Raw genomic sequence first — 19,576 nt, forward strand, 5'->3', positions numbered from 1 at the left:
GAGCATGTAAGGACAGGGTATGTGTTCAGCGCAGAGCTGAACATGGGTATGCAGGAGCCGTATACGAGGTCCGTACGTACGGTTCTGTGAGAGGGCTGAGGCGGTAACGCCTCACCCTACTCGATGTCGGTACGGTTTAACGCATGCGGAAGACATCCGTCTTTTTATCATTTTGTACTTCCGCAAAGCTGCGAACAAATGGGCCCTGCTGGCGAATGCGAGGTGATAGCCCCTCAATCACTCGCTTGGCTTCTTCCTTCGATGCAAAGTCACCATAAATAACCGCGTACCAGTTTTGTCCGCGGCTGTGTTTCCAGTTGACCCAAATCGGATCCTGCCCCTGAATATCACGGATATAACCGCGAACATCTCGCTCCTCACTTAATGCAAGCACCTGAATGGTGAAACGACCAGGATCTAAATGCCCGTACGCTTCCTGCGTTGTCATTGCGCCGACGCACTGGCTTTCAGTATGTGTTGTTTCAGTCGTTGAACAACCGGAAAGAACAAGCAGTGCCAAAGCGGCGATCATCTTACGCATAAAGAGACTCCATAGAAGGTTTTCTACCCACCTGATAAAGGGGTGCTGAATGATCATGGCATTCTGCAGGCGGACATATAAGTGATTAAGCGGCAAGTTTAACAAGAAGATAAATTATTGATGCATAAAACTGAACAAGCCGTTTTTGTTTGATTCTTTTTACATCACCTTTGGGTTGGAAAATCACCGTTGTTTTCAATTTGCTTAAAGACTGTGCATTCATACAGAAAAAACACACACAAGAGGTGACTATTGTATCGGTTTGCCGTTAAGCTGTATGTATATACAGTATTTATGCGTGAGAGAAGCTATGGCTGTACTGCCTTTATTTATTGAATCGGTGAAATGCGGATTCCCGTCACCGGCTGATGGCCATCAGGAGCAATTAGAGCTGGAGGAATATTTGATCCGCAATCCGAATGCGACCTTTTTACTGCGAGCTTCCGGCGAGTCGATGGTTGGTATCGGCATTTATGACGGGGATTTGCTGGTGGTAGACAGAGCTGAATCTATTGTCCCCGGGCGAATTGTCGTTGTCCGGATCTATGATGAATTTACCTGCAAGCGCTTAATTCGGCATAATGGCGTCTGGTGGTTGAAAGCGGCAAATCCGGCTTTCAAACCGTATCCTATGCCTGAAGATTCTGAAATCTTCGGTGTTGTCACGCGTAACATCCATGATTTGTTAAAAGTGTAATGGCGTTACATCTTGAAGGCTATCAAAATCAGGTATGGGCGCTGGTGGATGCCAAGAGCTTTTATTGCAGCTGTGAACAACTTTTTGATCCGAAACTGGCCAATAAACCCATCGTCGTGTTGTCAAATAATGATGGTTGCTGTGTTGCTCTATCAGAGCAGGCGAAAGCCTTAGGCATTAAACGCGGCGCGCCATGGTTTAAAATTGAGCGGGAGGCACGGCGACTAGGCGTTCAGGTCAGAAGCTCCAATTACACCTTATACGCAGATATGAGCCGGCGCTTTATTGAAGAGCTGAACTGTTTCTCTCCCCATGTAGAGCAATATTCGATTGACGAAGCCTTTGTTCGTTTAGACGGATTTCAATTAGATACCCTTGAAGATTACGGTGACAAGATCCGAGAAACCATTATGCGTAATATTGGGTTACCTGTACGGGTTGGCATCGGATCAACGCCAACGCTGGCGAAACTGGGCAACCAGGCAGCGAAGCATTATGAAATGCGGGTTAAAGGGGTAATTCAGATTGATTCAGACTATAAACGGCGCTGGTTGCTGGAGCGTACGGATATTCAGGAGATCTGGGGAGTAGGGCCCCGTACCGCAACGCGATTACGTACCTCCGGGATCGGAAATGCCCTGCAACTGGCAGACAAGGATCCGGCAGACATGCGGCGTTTATGGAATGTCGGGCTAGCACGAACAGTACTGGAATTGCAGGGAATAGCCTGTATTGAGCCGGGGGATATCGACGAGGCCCGCAAGCAGATCCTGTCAAGTCGCAGTTTTGGCGCGGGTATTTCAAATTTTGATGAACTAAAGGCAGCACTCGCCTTTCATTGTCAGCGAGCCGGAGAAAAGCTGCGTAAGCAGGGAAGCCAGGCAAATCTGGTGGGGATCTTTTTACGTACCAATCGTTACAAAGATTTGCCACAGCATAACAGAAGCAGTGTGCTGCCGTTGGGCTGTCCGAGTCAGGATACCTATAAGTTTCTCGATCTGGCACTGGCTCAACTGGCTCAGTTGTATCGTCACGGTTATGAATACCAGAAAATAGGGGTGATGCTAGATGATCTGACAGCAGCGGAGAACAACAGCTTCCAGCTCGATATGTTTGATAACAGCGCGCTGGAGGAATCTAAGCGCCGCGATTTGATGGCAATTACCGATCAAATGAACGCAAAATATAAAAACGGCATTAAACCGGCCTCGGTGATTGGTTCCACCAACTGGCATATGCGCCAGGCCTTTCGCTCTAACCGCTGGACAACCCGGCTGGATGAATTACAAACCGCGAAGTGTTAGGCCCGCTTATCTTATAGCATTTGTTTATGACATAGTGGCAAATAGTATTTTTCATTATGGCCAAACCTTTTCAATAATAAAGACAGAGAATAAAAGCCAATGAATTCTCGCTAAACGCTGCATCTTGCGGTGGCTTGGGTATAAAGAGAATTGAAAGGGTATGATTTGATGGTTAAATGGATAGGCTTAGTGCTGGTTTTAGTGGTGTTGTCATTGACGACGTCAGGGGTGGTCAGTGCGTTACTCGATCTCTGTGCTTTTATGGTGCTATTAGTGGTTGTCGGAAAGAGAGCGATCAGCCAGCACGATAGGGAAAAAGTGATTAACAAGCCCGACGCTACACTGTAACAAAATAAGCGGTACTCTTTCACATGGTTATGTATGATTAGTTGAAGTTCCTAAACACGTCATCCCGGAATTGAGGAACGAGATATCCGGGATCCAGCTCTCGCCGTGTGCGCCTTAGATTCCGTATAAGCTCGTTCTTCACTTTACGGAATGACGAAGTTTTGTGACTGAACTGGTCAAAATTTCTGTGATTAAGTACTAGTAGCCACACTCGTTTTAAATTTCCTGCAAGTCAATAATACCAATCGGACGCATAGCCCCGATTGGTATATACCGAAATCACATCAAAATGCAGCGTTAACCAGTTTTGAATTGTTCCGTATTCGCTTATCTGAATAACCCGCTCAGCTGGATCTCATAAACCTGTCTGGATATAGGTCAGAGAGCCGATGCCAATTGCCAGCCAAAGCAAAATGCCAAGCAGCAGAGGCTTAAAACCGGACGTCCGAAGCTTTTGCACTGTGATGCCAGAACCAATCAGGAACAGGCACAAGACCAGGATCCGCTTGGCTGCCACAAAGATTTGGTCGTAAACACTCTGTAAAGAAGGAACATAGTGAGCAAAGAAAATCGCGAGGCAGTAAAACAGAATGAAATAAGGGATCCCAATCTTCTTGCTATCGCCCTTGAACAAGAGTGCACTGATAAAAGCGATTGGGATGATCCACAGTGCGCGAGCCAGTTTTAATGTCGTCGCCGTTCTGAGCGCCTCATCACCGTAAGCCCCCGCGGCACCGACAACCGAAGAGGTATCATGGATCGCAATGGCTGCCCAGGTACCAAAAGCGTGCTGGCTCATATCCAGCAGGTGCCCAATGGCAGGGAAAACAAATAACGCGACGGAGTTCAGCACAAAGACCGTGGCTAATGCTAACGAGGTTTGATCATCGCGGGCATTGATTGCAGGTGCAACGGCTGCAATCGCACTACCACCACAGATGGCCGTGCCGGATGCAATGAGGTGTCCTGTTTTTTGTTCAATGCGTAATATTTTGGTTAATAGCCAGCCAATGATCAGAGTGAAAAAAATAGAGCAAACAATCAGGCCCAAACCTTGTTTACTGGCTTCAATGGCCTGTTCAAGGTGGATACCAAATCCCAAGCCAATGATTGAATAAGAGAGGAGCTTTTTGGTGGCCGCTGCGATATTAAACCGCGCAGGCACCAGCCCTAAGCTGGCGAGAGAAAACCCGAGAATAAGTGCAACAGGAGAACTGATAATGGGCAGTAAACAAATGAGGGCCACAAAGAAGAAAGGCATGTCAGAAGTCTGAAATCGTTTAACAGCGTTGTTCAGAGGCATTAGGTTCAGCAAAAATGAGTCTAAAAGTGCGGTGAGTATACTCTGATGCGGCTATTTCGTTGATTTAAATATATTGATAGGAGGGTTAAGTAAAATTGAACGAAAGACTATTTCTTTACCCACTTGCCTGCTGTGTTTTGGTAATAGTGGCCCGGTAGGGTTTTTTCTACCGCTTTCTTATACGCCAATTGACCGACTTCCGTTATGCTTAAGTCGTGCGACATAGCAATTTCCTTATAGCGTTCTTGTCGTTGCGCGTTAACCTCAGCAACCAGCTTGTTGACTTCGTCAGGGGCATTAGACGTAACCACAGCAACGTATCCGTTGTTTGTTTCACCGACTAAACCTTGTGCTTTTGCTTGTTGCAGATCGAGTGCAAATGCCTGGGCACATATAAAAAAGGCACAAAATAGGATTAAAAAATGCTTCATGGCATTCTCCCTGCCGACTCAGAATACATCATCGTCACTGAACAACTCATCAATTTCCTTATCGACTTTTATTCTGATTTCATGTTCAATTTTGACATTCAAATTGACTTCAATCGGCTTATCAGAGGCCGTGACTTGAACGGTAGGCGTGCATCCGGCTAATCCAATAGTCGATAGCATTAACGTTAATGCAAGGAGTGTGAGTATGCATGAAAATTTTAGCTGTATGTCCATGTACTATGACCTTCTTAGCCATTTATATCAATTAAGCGCATAAATTGCTACTCATCTAAACCAAGCTGCTTTAAAAATAAACCTTCCAATTTGGGTGAATTGATCGCATTCATTGTTTTTATTAGTGCTGGTATGTCATCTTCGATGCTCAGGTTTAAATATACAGGCCGACCTTTTTGAAATTCAGGGTTATGGCCCTTAAAACGTGAACTCGCTTTTAACTTGCCTTCTTTAGAATAGTCTATATCAACAGCAAGTGAGTCGTAGTTATAATTTTTGAGAATCTTACTAACAACCAGGATGCTGTTTTCTCCGGCGGCTTCAACATTTTGATCGATGGCTGAACCTTCTAAGTAGCGTAACACCCCGCCAGGGTAGCGTGACCGTAACTGACCATTATGGATAACAGGTAACCCGCCTTGAATTGCCAAAGGAAGTGACCCATCTAAAATACCTGTTAATTCAACCCCTTCGTGACCAATATTTTCCATGATCTGCTTCAGAACGATACCATGTACAACAACGGGAATATTTTCGATGTCCGTCAGGCTGCGGCTAGAAACATGCTGGGCGCTTATATTGCCACCAAACACCTGGGCAAAAGCTCGATTCAACTGATAACGATTGTGCTGGGTATCAAACTCAAAAGCTGCCGTGATATTTTCGAAGAGGGTACCAAGATGGAGTAATCCGACATGAATACTGATCGGATACCTTGATTTAATACCCTGTGGAGTAAATAAAGATGTGACAGAAAGGTTCACGTCGGCAAATTGAAAACCTTCAAAATACCCAGATAGTCGTTCCGTAAATAATGCGAAATCCCCGGAAAGATTGCCGTTATCAAGCATTATATTAGCTTTCAGGCTAATCGAGCCTTTATATACGTCATAGTTTATTGGTAAGTGTGGAAGATAGTACTTTTTCAAAGATTGTTTACTTGAAAAATGAATGGCATTACGGTGTAACTTAATTTGAGTTTTTTGCTGTTTTAAATCTGATTCAATAGTAAATTGGAGCAGTCGAGCAATATTACTGTTCGTTAACTGCCCAGTGAGAATGGCGTTAACAGGGGTGAGGTCGATATTTCCCTGGCTGGAAAATGACGGAAGGTGTTGGTTATTTTGCTTGATACGCAGGGTGGTCAGGTAGTCTGATTTTATCCTCAGGTTGGTACCGAGTGGTTTTACCAGGGTAAACTTATTAAGATCCAGCTCTAGCTTTCCATTGTATTTTTGTACAGGTAGCTGGCTTTTACTCTTCAATGATTTTTTACCGGAAAGCGAAGTCTGCGGGTTATCGGAAATGATCTTTTCAGCATAGAAGTCAGCAGAAAAATGCGCCAGGCTATCTTGTGGCTGGTTGAGAATGTATTGGCCAGAGGGCTGTGATGAATGTTGTTGCAGCTTCAACGCATCAATAGCCAGATTAAGGTCGGTTGCCTGACCGGTATGGAGAGCGGGATGTCCTGAAAACAGTAAATTGGCTGCATTTATCTTTATGTTTTCAAGCAATAGCGTGTTTTCGGCTAAGGCCGTATTTGTCGATGTTTTAGCTGACCACTGCAATGCGATAGTAGAAGAAAAGGATACTTGATCGATTTGAATCGTCGTAGAAGGATACAGTTGCTCTGTCGAGCCATTAATATCTGCTGTTATGTGACAGCGTAATGATTGTTCTGTGCACATTAACTGGTTGATTAAAAAAGACAGTTGAGTGTTAGTCTCTTTGTTTTTAAGTGATAATTTCTCATTTGTATCTGTCAGAGTCAGCTGTAGCTGCTTATTTTGATAGCGGGCCGTTAAGTTAAGTTGCCCATCCGTTTCGATCTCAAGATCAGAGATAGCGTTCTGTTTTTGTTGTTTGCTCTTTCGCAACGGTTTGGTTTGCGGCTGAGCTGGGGGGGCATACTGGTTTAAATCAATCGAAATAGTGGAAGGAAGCTGAATGGCCAGTTGATAGCTGGCGCTAATGAGCTTGTTATCCACCAACTGGTTTTTTTCAGGGCCTTCAATTTGATGAGCCGTAATAATGATAGGTTCAGTTAATAAGGCACTGGGAAGACCATAGAGCTTGAGGCGATCAGTCAGCTCTCTGGTGTTGCGGAAGTTGGCTTTACACGTCAGTGTTTTTGGCAGCGGTTGGTGAAAACGTACCAATGCCTGACAGTCCAGCGCATTGCCTTTCGGGCCTGACATTACCACGGTAAAACGAGCTTCTTGTGCATTTAAATGTTTGATATGAAAATTTATATCGTAGGGATTCGGGCCTAATGCTTTTCCTTCTAATGTCAGTTTTGCCAGCTTCGTTGACTTTCCCTGTTGTTGGCTCGGTGTTTCTAACACTAACGTTGAATCAATGATTAATTCTCCATAGCTGAATTCTTTCAGCTTGAGTTTTTGAAAAGGCAATTGTGCCAGGTTAGCAATAATCTGGCCGAGATGAAGCCCTTGATGCTCTGTGTCAGGTTTTTCAATAAAAGCGGGCAACGATACAGGTTGATCCAATACGGCTTTGTCTGCCAGTAACTCGATGCTCTTAGTTGGCTGCTCGATATCCATTTGCAAAGAGATATTGGTGAGTTGTTGTTTGAAGCCGTTATTGACCGTTTTCCATTGCGGATTAAGCTGCTCTATGTATACCGACAAGGGGGTGGCGTCAGGCTGCCAGGCAATTGAAAAGTTTGCTTTACTAAAGTTGAGCGGATAATGGGATGATAATAGGTTCGGTAAAAATAAGGTTAAGTCACCTTGTTTGATGAAACCCGTTATCGTAAATACCGGTTTGGTAGCCAGTACCAGATCAACATTATTGATCACCTGCTTAACTTGCACTTGCTTGTCGTCACTGTGAAAAGCAGAAACTGCAATTTTCTTGGCATGGGCGCTGAAGATGTATGGAGCAGACCAGTCAGTAAAATTCAGGGCGGTATTGGTTAAATGGATATGCTGTAATCGGATCCCTTGCTTGTTGAGAAAGGACTCCACCAGCGGCGTCAGTTTTATCTCTGTGTTCTCTGCAAACAGTCGCCAGGATGACGGCGAGATGGCACTTTCAGCATCGACATAATGACCCAATGTAATATTGTGGAAAGTTAACGCCGTTTGGCTGATGGATACCGAAACTTCTTTAATGACCAGCCCCTGATGAAAACTTATTCCTGAGATTGCCTTTATCTCGATACCCTTTGTTGCCAGCCAGGGCGGAATAAAAATAGCAGGAATGAGTAAGACACAGAAAAAGAGCAGCATAGCATAGCGTATATACCGTTTTTTTCTCGGCTTTACGTTTTGATCCCGCAAAGAAGGCGGTGTTGCTGGTGGTTGTATCGGTTTTGGCTCGTTCATCAATCGTTCATATAACCTCGTAAGGCAGCGAAGCGATAAAACGTCAACTCATCAACTTCATCTGGTGATAAGGGCATTACGTAATCAAGGACATACCGTTATAAGGTGAACAGCCTGAAAGGCTCTTTTAAAGCATATACCTAAATCGTGATAACCAACAAAGTGGGAATATTTGTGGCTTCTATCAATCAGTAAGCCTTTGATACCAAGATAAGCGTGCTGAGCGAAGCCGGATTCATTACAGCCGATTTAATATGGCTAATGGAAAAGACTCACGACAAACATGGAGAGACAGATCAAATGTTTGCGGTGAGCGATTTCATTGGCTTTGAGGTGGGGGGAATATTTACGTCAAGATTAGCCTGCAAGTGCAGGTTCACACGGCTCGAACTTCAGTTGGGAAGGGCGTTGTATGTTACTGTCTATTTCGTATATGGCAGAGAGCAGCGCTTTTTTTACTAACACATTATCGTTATTTTCAAGTGCAACAAGGGCGCAGTTAAGCTCTTCTTGAATAAGGCCTATTTGTTGCGATGCTCGTTCGAGTTCAGACGGCATTTGAGAGGTGTGATGCTTGAGGGATGAAATAGTCTGCGACAGTGATTGAGATGTTTGTTTCATTTTGATTTGTCCTTAATGCTTGATTTTACAACTAATTCCACTTTTCCTGCAGTGGGTGAAGCCACTGTATATGAATTTTGTCAGACAAATATTAACTTGGATCAACTAACGGCATATTTACTCTTGAACATTAAAATGTACAGCAGACACTTGCTTGAGTCGTATTCAGCTAGATGATGGCTATATGGTTTATATAGCTAAAGTATGGCGAAAAATACCAATCGATAAGTTGATTGTTCATTGCGGTTAAGGCTAATTGATTGAAATTAAAGAAATTAAAAGTTGGTCTGTGTTTTGCTCATCTGTTATGCAAAAAAAAGCATGAGTTGTCGATAAAAGGAGTGACAATGACAAGGGCAAATTACACACTGACCGCCATTCTTCTGGCCGTAGCAGCTTTGTTAACAACAGTTGCTACGTATGCCATCTCGGCTACTAATGAAGAACGTATTATTACGGATGAAATTAAACTATCAGCAAGGATGTTAGCTGCTGATAACAGTAACTTTACGTTGAATGTGCCGGTTGGCCAGGTTGAGATTAAGGTAACTGACAGTGACGTTGTCACAATACTTGTTAAAATAGAAAATAAAGATGTGAGCTGGCCATTTTCTAAGGTCGATTTAGCTAGTGTTGGGCTAAGTAAATATATTGAGGAAAACCAGATAACCCTGGAGTTGACGGAAGATGATATTAAGCAAGAATGGCAACTGATTCTGCCACGTCAGCTCGCTGTCGCACTTAATATCGGTGTCGGTAATGCTGATATCCAATCACTCAGCCAGTCTCTCGATGCAAATGTTGGTGTGGGTTCTGTTTGGCTAAGTGTCGATAATATTGATTATAACCAAATGGAGATCTCTGTTGGTGTGGGTGAGATCCAGTTGCAAGGCTTTAATCATGGGCAAATATTGAAAGAACGGGTCGTGGTATCAGATCACGTATCGTATCAAGGGAAGGGAACCCATAACGTAATGGTTGAGATAGGCGTCGGTGATGTGAATATTAGCCAGGTAATACCGGGCTATTCAACCTTGTGAGTAAATTATCAGTCCGGTAAGAAAATTATCGGGGAAAACACTTCAATTAATGCAAGTCTATTCATTAATTTGACTATTTCGTTGTCTCAGATATCTCAGTTTATCCGAGATAATAGAGCTAAGGAAGTATGTAAGGAAAACAAAATTCATTCAGTTACACACCGAGTACAAATCAAGATGCAATGTACCGTAGAGCTTATTTGGCCACTACGCTTTTTCCGTCAGTTTCATTTGTCTTCGCATGTAATGGTATAACGCCATTAATATGGATGAATGAGCCTCCGGCTTTGCCGGAGGTCATTTAACTTTTTCCTTTAATTTAGAAAGGTCCCCATTTCTTCACACACTGTGGCAAATGCTGATACAAAATGATCAACTTCATCCTTGCTAATGATCAGCGGCGGTTGAATTCGGATCACGGTTGAACTGTTAGCGGTGACAAAAGTTAATATTTTGTGATCCATGCCCAGTTTGGTCACAAATTTCATGCAGAACATTTCAGACAATGTTTGCTCTATTCGAGCCATTGCAAGTTGCAGGTGTGATCGGACATCATCGGGTAAAAATTTGTAAGTGGTATGCCAGTCACCCGGTAATCTTGTGGCAAATTCTCGAGCACAGGCTTCGACGCCATTTTCAAAATCATGACTAATCTCAATACCTAGCATTAAGCCTTTACCTCGAATATCTATGATAAATGGATAGTTTTTTGTAACTTGAGTTAATTCTGCTTTGAAATATGCTCCCATCTCTAATGCATGTTTGGGTAAATCCTGCTCCAGGATGGCTTGTAAAGCGGATAAGGCGGCAACTGCCGCTAGGTTTCCGCCGCCAAATGTCGAGGTATGCAGCAAAAAACGATCAGATGTTCCATAGGCGCGATCCCAAACTTGGGCCGTACACAATGTTGCGCCAATAGGAATGAGTCCACCAGAAAGAGACTTAGATAGCATCATTACATCAGGCTCGATACCTTCCCATTCACAGGCAAACATTCGGCCTGTACGGCCTAAACCAGTTTGTATTTCATCGACCATCAGCAAGGTATTTGTTTCTTTGCACACGGCTTGTACTTGCTGCAAATATCCTTCAGGAGGAACATGTACACCACCTTCTCCTTGAATAATCTCAACAATAAGGGCACCGATATCTTGCTGTGTTAATACGGTTCTGAGGGCATCAATATCTGCAAATGGCACCTGAATGCAGTGGGGGAGCAATGGTTGGAAATGTTTTCGGTGTTTTTCCCTGCCGGTAATGGATAAAGCTCCCAACGTTTTACCGTGATAACTATTTTCCAGGTAGGCAATCGTGGGATTACCGGTGGCCGCATTGGCTATTTTAATTGCCGCTTCCACCGCTTCAGTACCTGAGTTGCTGAAGAAGACCCTCTGTAATTTCCCCGGCGCAAGATGAATTAATGCATCAGCTAGCTTGGCTGTTTGCTCTGGGATGGAAACATATTGAATAAAATTAGAGCCGTGATTTTCTAAGTATTGAGTTAAGGCTTTTCTAACGGCCAACGGGTTGTGTCCCAAATTCAGACAACCATAACCAGCGACCATATCGAGGTAGTGATCACCTTGCTCATTAATCAGCTGAGTACCTTGGCCTTTGATAAACACGTGATCGCAATGTTGCAACTTGAGAAAATCCACCATCATAGGGTTAATGTAATTGCTGTGACGACCTAGAGTATCTGCGTGAGAGGCCTTGCTGTTTATGACGCCGTTAATATAAGCAAGATCAGATTGATTACTGGTTTCGGCAGGAATGTCTTGATAGTAGCGACTGAGGTTAAGAACATGCTGCTTTTCTATACGTTCGCCATAAGAGGAAAAGGGGTACGCATAAAAACCATGTTTTTCAGCAATCTCTCCAATTTCCAGAACTTTATCTGGATCAAGATTACGGCCTATGGAAAATGTTTCTGCTCGGTTTTCCAGCGCCAGTATCATAGTCTCAGCAAGACAACCGTTAAGCTGCTGTTTGATGGCAATATTGAGCGATTCCCCTCCAAACGTGACAGCGCTAGATGCTGACAAGCACCCACCATCAATAATTATTATGTCTTTTCGTGTCGGGCGTTTGTCAGCGGCGACATCTCTTGGCAGGGCAATATCAATAAAAATAGATCCGGGCAGCAATTTATCTGGGTCTACAATTCCTCCTGACGAGGTTGCGCCGGCATAAATACGATTGCGTGAATAGCAAGTTTCAATATCAGCCGTTAATCGCACTTGTCCGTGATACTTTCTTGGTAGAAGTTCAAGCAGTTGCTGTTTTGGCGTGCTGGTGTTTCTATGGAGTAAGTCCAATCTAAAGCCTCGACTCAACAGAAGCTTGCTTAGCGACAAACAAATCGAACCTGGATAGCCAACAATACACACAGGTTCTTTGTTGGGAGTAATATTGAGCCACTGAAAAATTTGGTCAAGCGCTTTATAGCCGGCATAAGTGGTCAATGAATTACCGCTGGTTACGGGAACAGGTGAACTTTCAGCTGTTTGCAGTCCTCGCTTGCCAATGATGGAGGTAAATCCCCCCAGGCCTACTAATTGTGCGCCTTCTGCTGTTAACTCGATGATACCTCGGTTGATTCTCTGCTGTACTTCGCGCGCCGAACCCAGCATTTCTTTTGCTGTCAGCGGCATATAGCGGACTACACCTTCGCATTCAGCCCCGGTAGCTGAACGAATTCGTGCAAAATCCATAAATGATATAAGGTTCTTTTTGTCCCAGATCTTGCGATCATATCCATCATTTTGATCCGTTGAGGTTCGTTCGAACAGATCAAGCATTTTCACGTATCGCTTAAGGTCAGGAGATGTAGGGTGAGCAATAAATCCAAATTTCATTATTTAGTTTTCCGTCATTGTTTGATTGGGTTCATCAGCAGTGATGTACTGTCTGACGTCCAGAGGTAATTCGGGACTACGCTGCCAGCCTTTTGTAGTTGCTAAAGTAATGCCATCCCCTTCGTTGTTGTGGTTGACTACCACAGAGAAAAGATTAAGCCGGCGAGGTTCAGTAAGAGATTGCGCTATCTCCTCGGCATTGAAGTTCGTGATCGTCTTCGCTACAACCTTGAATTGGTTAATAGTCTCTTCCCACTCTTCCTGATGCAGGTTCATCAGGCGCATCTGCTTTGAAGTGCGGTTAAATAAAAGTCTTTCTTGATATGTGTTTATCAAAGATAACCCTCCGTTACAGAAATACATCACGGTAATGTTTTTATTCAACGTCTCGGGATGTGTGAGCAAATTATCAATAAAGGAAGGTAATATGTCGGGCACAATGTCTTTGGCTCCATCGCCAATAAAAGCGATCACATTACTCGGGCTGGTGTGTGCCAGGAAGATGCTGGATAGTAAAGCGTCACCCATCAACGCTCTGCCATACCAGCCGGAGAATCCGCGGCGGGTACGACTTAGGTTTATGATCGCAGAAATGCCACAACGGCCCACATCGTATATTCCTGTATAGTCATATCCCGCAGTCACAATAAGATCTTCGAGAACGTTATTTAGCTCTGAGAAAAAATAATTCGGTGACATGGGGTTCATAGGAAGTTTACTGACAATATCTGACTGGCTGTCGTAGTACGCCATCATCAGGGACAGCCGTTTTTTCCTGAGTTCATCATCGACTCGAAGGTTATCGCTGATGTAGTGAAGAAAGGTTTTGCAATCCATCATTAACGGCAGGTCGGTAAAAGGTGCCATATGGGCTGGGTTATGCGTCAGTTGTACAACGTTGAGCTTTCGCTTCAGCCGGCTTTCAGTAAACGGCGTACAAATTTGTGCAACACGACTCTTTATAAAAAACAGACACTGGCTTGCTTTAGGGTTAAGTTGGTTATTGGTATAGAGATAACTGTAGACTCGAGGGCTGAGACCATAGATAGATAATGTTCCCAGATAGTTAGCATTTAGTTTACCGTTAATATATTTCTGCGCTGAGCCGGGGTAAGCGAGAGAGTCTACCAGTGCAATGCCTGCACGTTCAGCGACGCTTTGAACTAAATCTACTTCTTCCTGATCTAATGCCCCTAGCTGCCACACCACTTTATCAGGCCCCTCATTTAGTAATGCCAAGGCCTTATCAAGTGCAACTTGAGTTGATTCAGTGACAGCTGATGTTTTTTCTGCGGGACCAAATTCTCGTCTATCACACACCATGTGGTTGAGGGGGCTTACCGCGTTCAATACTTTCTGAGTGACCAGTAAAATAACAGGACCATTCGCCTGGTGGTAATATTCAAAGGCTTGTTCAAGATCTTGTTCAATCTCTTCGACTTCGCTCATATAGACAAAAGGTATACCGCGGGCGGTTAGTACTTCCCGGGTATCTTCAGTCGAAGTAATCGTACTCTGAAAGGAATACCATTGATTAACACAACTCTCAGCAACGATTATAAACCCTTGTGCCGACGCTTCTTTAAGATTAGTCAATGTGCCTTTGAATTCGTCGACCATCGCACTGGTGACAATGATTAAGAATGGTTTTTGATATAATTGCCAATTAGCCAGCGCACCGCAGGCTAATGAATGCTCATTGGCCCCTCGAAGTACAGTGCCGCCGTAGCTTGGGGCCTCCCGGTCAACATAACCAATCAGATTCGAAACAATTGAACCGGTATAGTATAACCCCAGCCAATTCTGGTTTGCGTGTTTGGAAAGAAATTCTAAAAGTTGTTCGCCGAGGGTATTATGATGTTTCATGTCATCTCGTGGTTTAACTCGTCGATTGAGATAATTCATTTCGTAAAAATCCATCCAGAAATAAAGCAACTCAGTTTGTAACGCTGAAGTTGTTTCAGAGCGGACAACTTCACGATACTGTTGTGGTAAATGACGGACTTTGCGTCGAGTATTTTTAATAAAGGTGACAGTTGAAAAAAATGAGTGAAAAAATGGGATGTAAGCTTTACTCAAGGCTTGATAAAAGCCGAGCAACTGCTCATCAATAATTTCAATTGAATCCTCTTCCCTGCCTACAGAGGCATGATCATAATAAAGCATACCGACTTGAAAAGTTTCACCTTCATATAAAGCGTGGTTATTAATAACTTTTTCAGTTGCCTGGGCTACACTGTTAGCTTGGATAAGCTGAATATTCATTGTCCTTTTTTTACTGCGAAAATACTCAATAGCCTTAAACTTTGTTTCTTGATAAAGTTCAGCCGGAACTTGCTCTTGCCGTCGAAAAGAAAACTCAGCATCTAGTTCAACGAGGTCGAATACATGCTCTTTTATGTCATTAAGTACACCTAAAGTTGTATCAAAAAATAACTGGCTTTGAGTGATGACAACTATGCCCATAGTTATATTCACGTGATATCTCTCCGTATTGAATTTTTGATTTAAAAAGTATTGTTCGATAAGTAAATATATAGTTTGTACAGTTTATCCTGCGAGGTTCGGCGGGCGGAAACTCACAGCGGATTCACTTGTTGATGTTTTTAAGAATAATATCCTAAGAATGGTTTTAAACACGAAGAGGCTAACAAATTGAAAGGTAAAACTTCACAAATAAATCGTAACAGTTTGCGATAGCGTCGATTCTGTCGCAAAGTCGATCTGAAACTAATATCTATCAAACTAAATGGATGAGCAATAACGACATTAATTATATATAAGCGGGGGTATTGATATGTTCCTAATTAAAGCGCAAGATGTTGTTTTATTTATCAATATATAAAAGTAGGCTGTTGACCGCTTTAGGTTCGCTAATATAGATTGAATGCGACATATTTGACTGAAGCTAAATATTAAAATGGCACTCATTATATTTGTAATGGGAATAGCTTCTCATTGACTCGGTAGTATACGGGGTATACCGTGTCAGGAATGTTTAAGCTGGCATTGAAATACCTCTGGTACATACACGGCTGTCACCGATGGGTGTATTGGTATACAAAACCGAGTTATTTACCAGCAGAAGGCTTCAGGGTAGGAGAAGTTATGAATAAGTTGTTATCTTTTGAAGCATTACTCGTGCTGGATGCGATTGACCGTCGTGGTAGTTTCGCTGCTGCTTCTGAGGAGCTAGGCAGAGCTCCATCCTCATTGAGTTACCAGGTTCAAAAACTCGAACAAGATTTAGATCTGGTGATCTTTGACCGTTCAGGGCATCGCGCGGTATTTACCAAAGCTGGTCAACTGTTATTGGAACGCGGGCGTCTGCTTCTTTCTGCGGCTGATGACATGATTTCAGATGCCAGTGCGCTTGCCCATGGTTGGGAGTTGGATATCAACATCGCTTTTGATGGTCTGATTAGCCTGAAAGGGATGTTGCCGCTGGTGGATGAACTAGCTAAAGAAAGTAAAACACGAATTCGATTTACGGAAGAAATTCTGGCCGGGGGCTGGGAGGCGTTAGCTCGGGATCGAGCTGACATTTTAATTGCACCTGCGCCAAGTGTTGCGCCTCCGGAAGTGAAAATACTACCGCTGGGCAAGCTCGATACTATTTGGGTTGCGCACCCTGACCATCCCATTCATCAACATGATAACCCGTTAGACCCTGCTGTTCGCCTGCAATATCGCGGTATTGCCGTTGCTGATACAGCTCGAAACATGCCACCGTTATCACATAATATTTTAGATGAACAACCGTTACTTACTGTTAGCACCATGAATGATAAATTGATAGCTTTGAAAGAAGGAGTCGGCATTGGAACCTTATCACATTGTTATGCTTCCGATGCACTCGAAAAAGGTGAGCTGGTCGTGATTGGTGATGATCCTATTCATGAACTAGACATGGTTCTGGCCTGGAACCGTACCCGAATGGGCAAAGCAAAAATCTGGTGTATTAAACACATCGAGAATCTATGGAAAAAACAGCTGCAGTAAGAACTGTGGCAGTTGGGAATAATGGAAAAAACTAAGGCGCTCTGCCAGTAATGAGCGCCTGTTCTCTTTTTATTAGATTTACTCACCAGTATTGAGAGGAAGCAACATCTCAACAATGCCATCTTCCATCTGAATATCGATTTTAAAGCCAACTTTCTGCGCCAGCATAATCATCCCGTGGTTGGAAGGCATGGTCATTCCGGTTATACGAGCCATACCACGCTGCGTGCAGTACCGAATGATTTTCTCCATTAATATCCGGCCTAACCCGATACCCTTTAAGTCAGATCTGACTAAAATAGCAAACTCGGCTTCTTGGTTGTCGGGGTCGGATAATGCGCGAGTCACCCCTAAAATAACCTCTTCTTTTTCACCATTTACATTGGTTATTTCGCTGATGGCGACAAAGGCCATTTCACGGTCGTAATCAATTTGGGTCAAGTTTGCCATGGCTTCATGGTTAAATTCGCCCATATCAGAGAAGAAGCGTTTATACAGATCATCCACCGATACTGCAGAGATAAAAGCTTTATGCATCGGCTCATCTTCCGGAAGAATCGGGCGCAGCAAAATGGCTCGGCCATCTTTTAAAGTGAATTGCTCTTCATGTTCTTTGGGGTAGGGTCGAATAGCTAATCGAGCCTGTTTATCACCTTTAAAATGGTGAATCGTCATCGAGGCATCAATGACTGTCATATCATCGCCTGCAGCCAGTAGCGGGTGAATATCAAAATCAACAATTTCAGGGCAATCGATGATTAGTTGAGAAATTTTCACCAGCAACTGACACAGGGCGGGAATGTCGAGACGCTCAGGCAGATTGCGGTGTTTAACTTTCCCCGTTTTAATGGCATTAATAACCAGATAGCGCGCCAGTGCCATGTTTAATGGTGGAATAGCAACGGCTGCATCTTTGTGTATATCCCAGTCTGCGGCGTCATCACCAATCAGAATAACCGGCCCGAAGACCGGGTCGTTGTGAACTGAAATTCGCAGTTCCTGGGCACCGGCACGATTCGCCATTCGTTGTACCAGTAAACCGTCAATACGCGCACTCGGATAGTTCAGTGCTACTCGGTCTAAAATAGCCTGAGCGCCGTTAGCGACTTCTGAAGCATTACGTAAATGTAGCAACACACCGTGTATTTCCGACTTGTGGCGAATATCGGGCGAACGGAGTTTGACTGCAACCGGATAGCCAATTTGTTCAGCAATGTGGACGGCTTCTGAAGAATCAGAAGCTATCCAGGTTGGCAGCGTTTTAAAGCCGTAGCTTTCCAGTACAGGACGCACTTCATGTGTTTCCAAATGAGATATGCCCTGAGAAATCATATGATTCAATACATCATGAACATGGCGAGGGTTACTGGGGGTTTCACCAAATGAAACGGGTGTTTCCATCAGCTGCTTTTGGTTTTGCCGATAATCAACCAGGTGCATGAATGCAGAAATGGCACTTTCAGGTGTTCGATAAGCGGGAAAGCCCGCGGCGGTAAAAATATTGCGCGATATAATCGCTTCATTCTCGCCGGTCCAGTTACTCAAAATGTTAAAACGTTTAGTTCGGGGATGAGATTGAAGCACACTCACCAAGCATTTGGCGGTTTCGCTACCCGGGGCAATGGCTGACGGTGAGTGTATGATCAGTAGAGCATCAAAATCATCGCTATCGAGAAGGATCTCAATCGCTTTTACATAACGGGTAATATCGGCATCGCCGATAATATCGATAGGGTTCGCATGTGACCAGCATGCCGGCAATACACCAGAGAGTTTCGCCATCGTTTCAGGGCTCAACGCCGCTAATTTACCACCGCGGTCAGATAAGGCATCAACGGCCATAATCGCCGGGCCACCACCATTAGTAAGAATGGCTAATCGTTCCCCGCGCAGGGGAACGGAATGGGCTAATGTTTCAACGGCTGTAAACAACTCATGGGTATTGTTGACTCGTAGCATACCAGAGCGCCGAATGGCGGCGTCATACACAGCATCCAGCCCGACTTCACCTCCAGTGTGCAACTGTGCTGCTGCGCTACCAGCTCGAGTGCGGCCACTTTTCAGTACCAATATCCGGCGATTACGCGCAGCGGCTCGGGCCGCAGACATAAAGCGGCGGGCATCTTTGATTGAATCCACATAGAGCAAGATAGCATCCGTTTTGCTGTCGCGGCACAGGTAATCGAGAAGCTCTGCAAAGTTGATGTCGCAGGCATCACCGATTGAGAGAAACGTCGAGAAACCGATACTTTTGTTTTTCGCCCAATCCAGAATGGTGGTACACACTGCGGCTGACTGAGAAATAAAAGCAATATTGCCTTTATTTGCGGCAATAGGAGAGAAAGAGGCATTGAGGTTCAGCCACGGCAGAATTAGTCCTATACTGTTTGGGCCGACGATGCGCATACCATGTTTTGTGGCAACTTGGCACATGCAAGCTTCTTCTGTTTGCCCGTCACTGTTAATAGGCATATTCATACCCGCAGCCAGCACGATAGCAACTTTAACGCCTTTTTTACCAAGCTGATCGATAATATCGACATTTCGGTGAGCGTTGGTACAAACAATGGCTAAATCTGGAATTCGGGGCAGGCTGTCAATTGTAGGGTAGGCAAGTACGCCAGCAACGGCGTCATATTTTGGGGTGACAGGCATAATAGGACCGTGAAAGCTGCCTGACAGCAAATTACGGATCACTATATTTCCGGCGCGATTAGGGTTATCTGATGCGCCAATTACCGTAATGGATTTCGGCTTTAGGAGTTTATCCAATCCACCCATGTTTTCATCCCGAATAATTTTCTTTTATATTAGCTAAACCGCGGGAGAGTTTCCGGCTAAAGTGTGGGG

Annotated in this window: 14 protein-coding genes; 5 read left to right on the forward strand and 9 right to left on the reverse strand. The window is 44.1% G+C overall.

The features are described 5' to 3' along the window. Window positions 1-136: 136 nt before the first annotated feature. Window positions 137-541: an SPOR domain-containing protein gene (locus tag C9I89_RS08695; RefSeq protein WP_107282969.1), complete on the reverse strand. Its 405-nt coding sequence runs from the start codon at window positions 539-541 to the stop codon at window positions 137-139. Window positions 542-851: 310 nt separating this feature from the next. On the opposite strand from C9I89_RS08695, the gene C9I89_RS08700 reads away from it, so the two are divergent. The 3 genes from C9I89_RS08700 to C9I89_RS08710 all read left to right on the forward strand — a co-directional run bounded on the left by C9I89_RS08700 (window position 852) and on the right by C9I89_RS08710 (window position 2,890). Further along, complete coding sequence (locus tag C9I89_RS08700) at window positions 852-1,238, forward strand: LexA family protein (RefSeq protein WP_107282970.1); 387 nt, start codon at window positions 852-854, stop codon at window positions 1,236-1,238. Then, window positions 1,238-2,542: a Y-family DNA polymerase gene (locus C9I89_RS08705; RefSeq protein ID WP_107282971.1), complete on the forward strand. Its 1,305-nt coding sequence runs from the start codon at window positions 1,238-1,240 to the stop codon at window positions 2,540-2,542. The genes C9I89_RS08700 and C9I89_RS08705 overlap by 1 nt, the downstream gene beginning before the upstream one ends. A gap of 168 nt (window positions 2,543-2,710) precedes the next feature. After that, a complete protein-coding gene (locus C9I89_RS08710) occupies window positions 2,711-2,890 on the forward strand; it encodes a hypothetical protein (RefSeq protein ID WP_107282972.1) in 180 nt (59 codons plus the stop codon). 355 nt (window positions 2,891-3,245) lie between these two features. On the opposite strand, the gene C9I89_RS08715 is transcribed toward C9I89_RS08710, so the two are convergent. The 5 genes from C9I89_RS08715 to C9I89_RS08735 all read right to left on the reverse strand — a co-directional run bounded on the left by C9I89_RS08715 (window position 3,246) and on the right by C9I89_RS08735 (window position 8,826). Further along, the gene (locus C9I89_RS08715; RefSeq protein ID WP_107282973.1) at window positions 3,246-4,193 is read right to left on the reverse strand and encodes a YeiH family protein; all 948 of its coding nucleotides are present in this window, start codon (window positions 4,191-4,193) and stop codon (window positions 3,246-3,248) included. A 107-nt stretch (window positions 4,194-4,300) separates the two neighbouring features. After that, window positions 4,301-4,624 carry a YdbL family probable chaperone protein gene (locus C9I89_RS08720; RefSeq protein ID WP_107282974.1) on the reverse strand — a complete coding sequence of 108 codons (324 nt, stop codon included), beginning with the start codon at window positions 4,622-4,624 and terminating at the stop codon, window positions 4,301-4,303. Window positions 4,625-4,642: 18 nt separating this feature from the next. Next, window positions 4,643-4,858, reverse strand: a complete 216-nt coding sequence (locus tag C9I89_RS08725; RefSeq protein WP_107282975.1) for a YnbE family lipoprotein — start codon at window positions 4,856-4,858, stop codon at window positions 4,643-4,645. Window positions 4,859-4,905: 47 nt separating this feature from the next. Continuing rightward, window positions 4,906-8,205 (reverse strand): intermembrane phospholipid transport protein YdbH family protein, encoded by a 3,300-nt coding sequence (locus tag C9I89_RS08730; RefSeq protein WP_107282976.1) that lies wholly within the window; start codon window positions 8,203-8,205, stop codon window positions 4,906-4,908. A gap of 357 nt (window positions 8,206-8,562) precedes the next feature. After that, entirely contained in the window at window positions 8,563-8,826 is a 264-nt protein-coding gene (locus C9I89_RS08735) for a hypothetical protein (RefSeq protein ID WP_107282977.1), read from the reverse strand. A 347-nt stretch (window positions 8,827-9,173) separates the two neighbouring features. Here C9I89_RS08735 and C9I89_RS08740 point away from each other — a divergent pair, with 347 nt between their 5' ends. After that, window positions 9,174-9,866: a hypothetical protein gene (locus C9I89_RS08740; RefSeq protein ID WP_107282978.1), complete on the forward strand. Its 693-nt coding sequence runs from the start codon at window positions 9,174-9,176 to the stop codon at window positions 9,864-9,866. A gap of 314 nt (window positions 9,867-10,180) precedes the next feature. Here the strand turns inward: C9I89_RS08740 and pigE are convergent, their stop codons facing one another. Next, window positions 10,181-12,724: a prodigiosin MAP biosynthesis aminotransferase PigE gene (gene pigE, locus C9I89_RS08745; protein WP_107282979.1), complete on the reverse strand. Its 2,544-nt coding sequence runs from the start codon at window positions 12,722-12,724 to the stop codon at window positions 10,181-10,183. Between the two features lie 3 nt (window positions 12,725-12,727). Beyond that, entirely contained in the window at window positions 12,728-15,202 is a 2,475-nt protein-coding gene (gene pigD / locus C9I89_RS08750) for a prodigiosin MAP biosynthesis protein PigD (protein WP_146155059.1), read from the reverse strand. Window positions 15,203-15,832: 630 nt separating this feature from the next. Between pigD and C9I89_RS08755 the strand changes: the two genes are divergently transcribed. Next, window positions 15,833-16,726 (forward strand): LysR family transcriptional regulator, encoded by an 894-nt coding sequence (locus C9I89_RS08755; RefSeq protein ID WP_107282981.1) that lies wholly within the window; start codon window positions 15,833-15,835, stop codon window positions 16,724-16,726. A gap of 78 nt (window positions 16,727-16,804) precedes the next feature. On the opposite strand, the gene C9I89_RS08760 is transcribed toward C9I89_RS08755, so the two are convergent. Then, complete coding sequence (locus C9I89_RS08760) at window positions 16,805-19,507, reverse strand: bifunctional acetate--CoA ligase family protein/GNAT family N-acetyltransferase (protein WP_107282982.1); 2,703 nt, start codon at window positions 19,505-19,507, stop codon at window positions 16,805-16,807. Window positions 19,508-19,576: the final 69 nt, after the last annotated feature.

The sequence above is a fragment of the Photobacterium lipolyticum genome, from assembly GCF_003026475.1.
In the GTDB taxonomy this organism is placed as follows: Bacteria; Pseudomonadota; Gammaproteobacteria; order Enterobacterales; family Vibrionaceae; genus Photobacterium; species Photobacterium lipolyticum.

Coding starts and splice junctions, on each gene's coding strand:
- pigE (WP_107282979.1), bottom strand. CDS start 12,724: ATGAAATTTGGATTTATTGCTCACCCTACATCTCCTGACCTTAAGCGA.
- C9I89_RS08700 (WP_107282970.1), top strand. CDS start 852: ATGGCTGTACTGCCTTTATTTATTGAATCGGTGAAATGCGGATTCCCG.
- C9I89_RS08740 (WP_107282978.1), top strand. CDS start 9,174: ATGACAAGGGCAAATTACACACTGACCGCCATTCTTCTGGCCGTAGCA.
- C9I89_RS08730 (WP_107282976.1), bottom strand. CDS start 8,205: ATGAACGAGCCAAAACCGATACAACCACCAGCAACACCGCCTTCTTTG.
- C9I89_RS08720 (WP_107282974.1), bottom strand. CDS start 4,624: ATGAAGCATTTTTTAATCCTATTTTGTGCCTTTTTTATATGTGCCCAG.
- C9I89_RS08705 (WP_107282971.1), top strand. CDS start 1,238: ATGGCGTTACATCTTGAAGGCTATCAAAATCAGGTATGGGCGCTGGTG.
- C9I89_RS08725 (WP_107282975.1), bottom strand. CDS start 4,858: ATGGACATACAGCTAAAATTTTCATGCATACTCACACTCCTTGCATTA.
- C9I89_RS08735 (WP_107282977.1), bottom strand. CDS start 8,826: ATGAAACAAACATCTCAATCACTGTCGCAGACTATTTCATCCCTCAAG.
- C9I89_RS08755 (WP_107282981.1), top strand. CDS start 15,833: ATGAATAAGTTGTTATCTTTTGAAGCATTACTCGTGCTGGATGCGATT.
- C9I89_RS08710 (WP_107282972.1), top strand. CDS start 2,711: ATGGTTAAATGGATAGGCTTAGTGCTGGTTTTAGTGGTGTTGTCATTG.
- C9I89_RS08695 (WP_107282969.1), bottom strand. CDS start 541: ATGCGTAAGATGATCGCCGCTTTGGCACTGCTTGTTCTTTCCGGTTGT.
- C9I89_RS08760 (WP_107282982.1), bottom strand. CDS start 19,507: ATGGGTGGATTGGATAAACTCCTAAAGCCGAAATCCATTACGGTAATT.
- C9I89_RS08715 (WP_107282973.1), bottom strand. CDS start 4,193: ATGCCTCTGAACAACGCTGTTAAACGATTTCAGACTTCTGACATGCCT.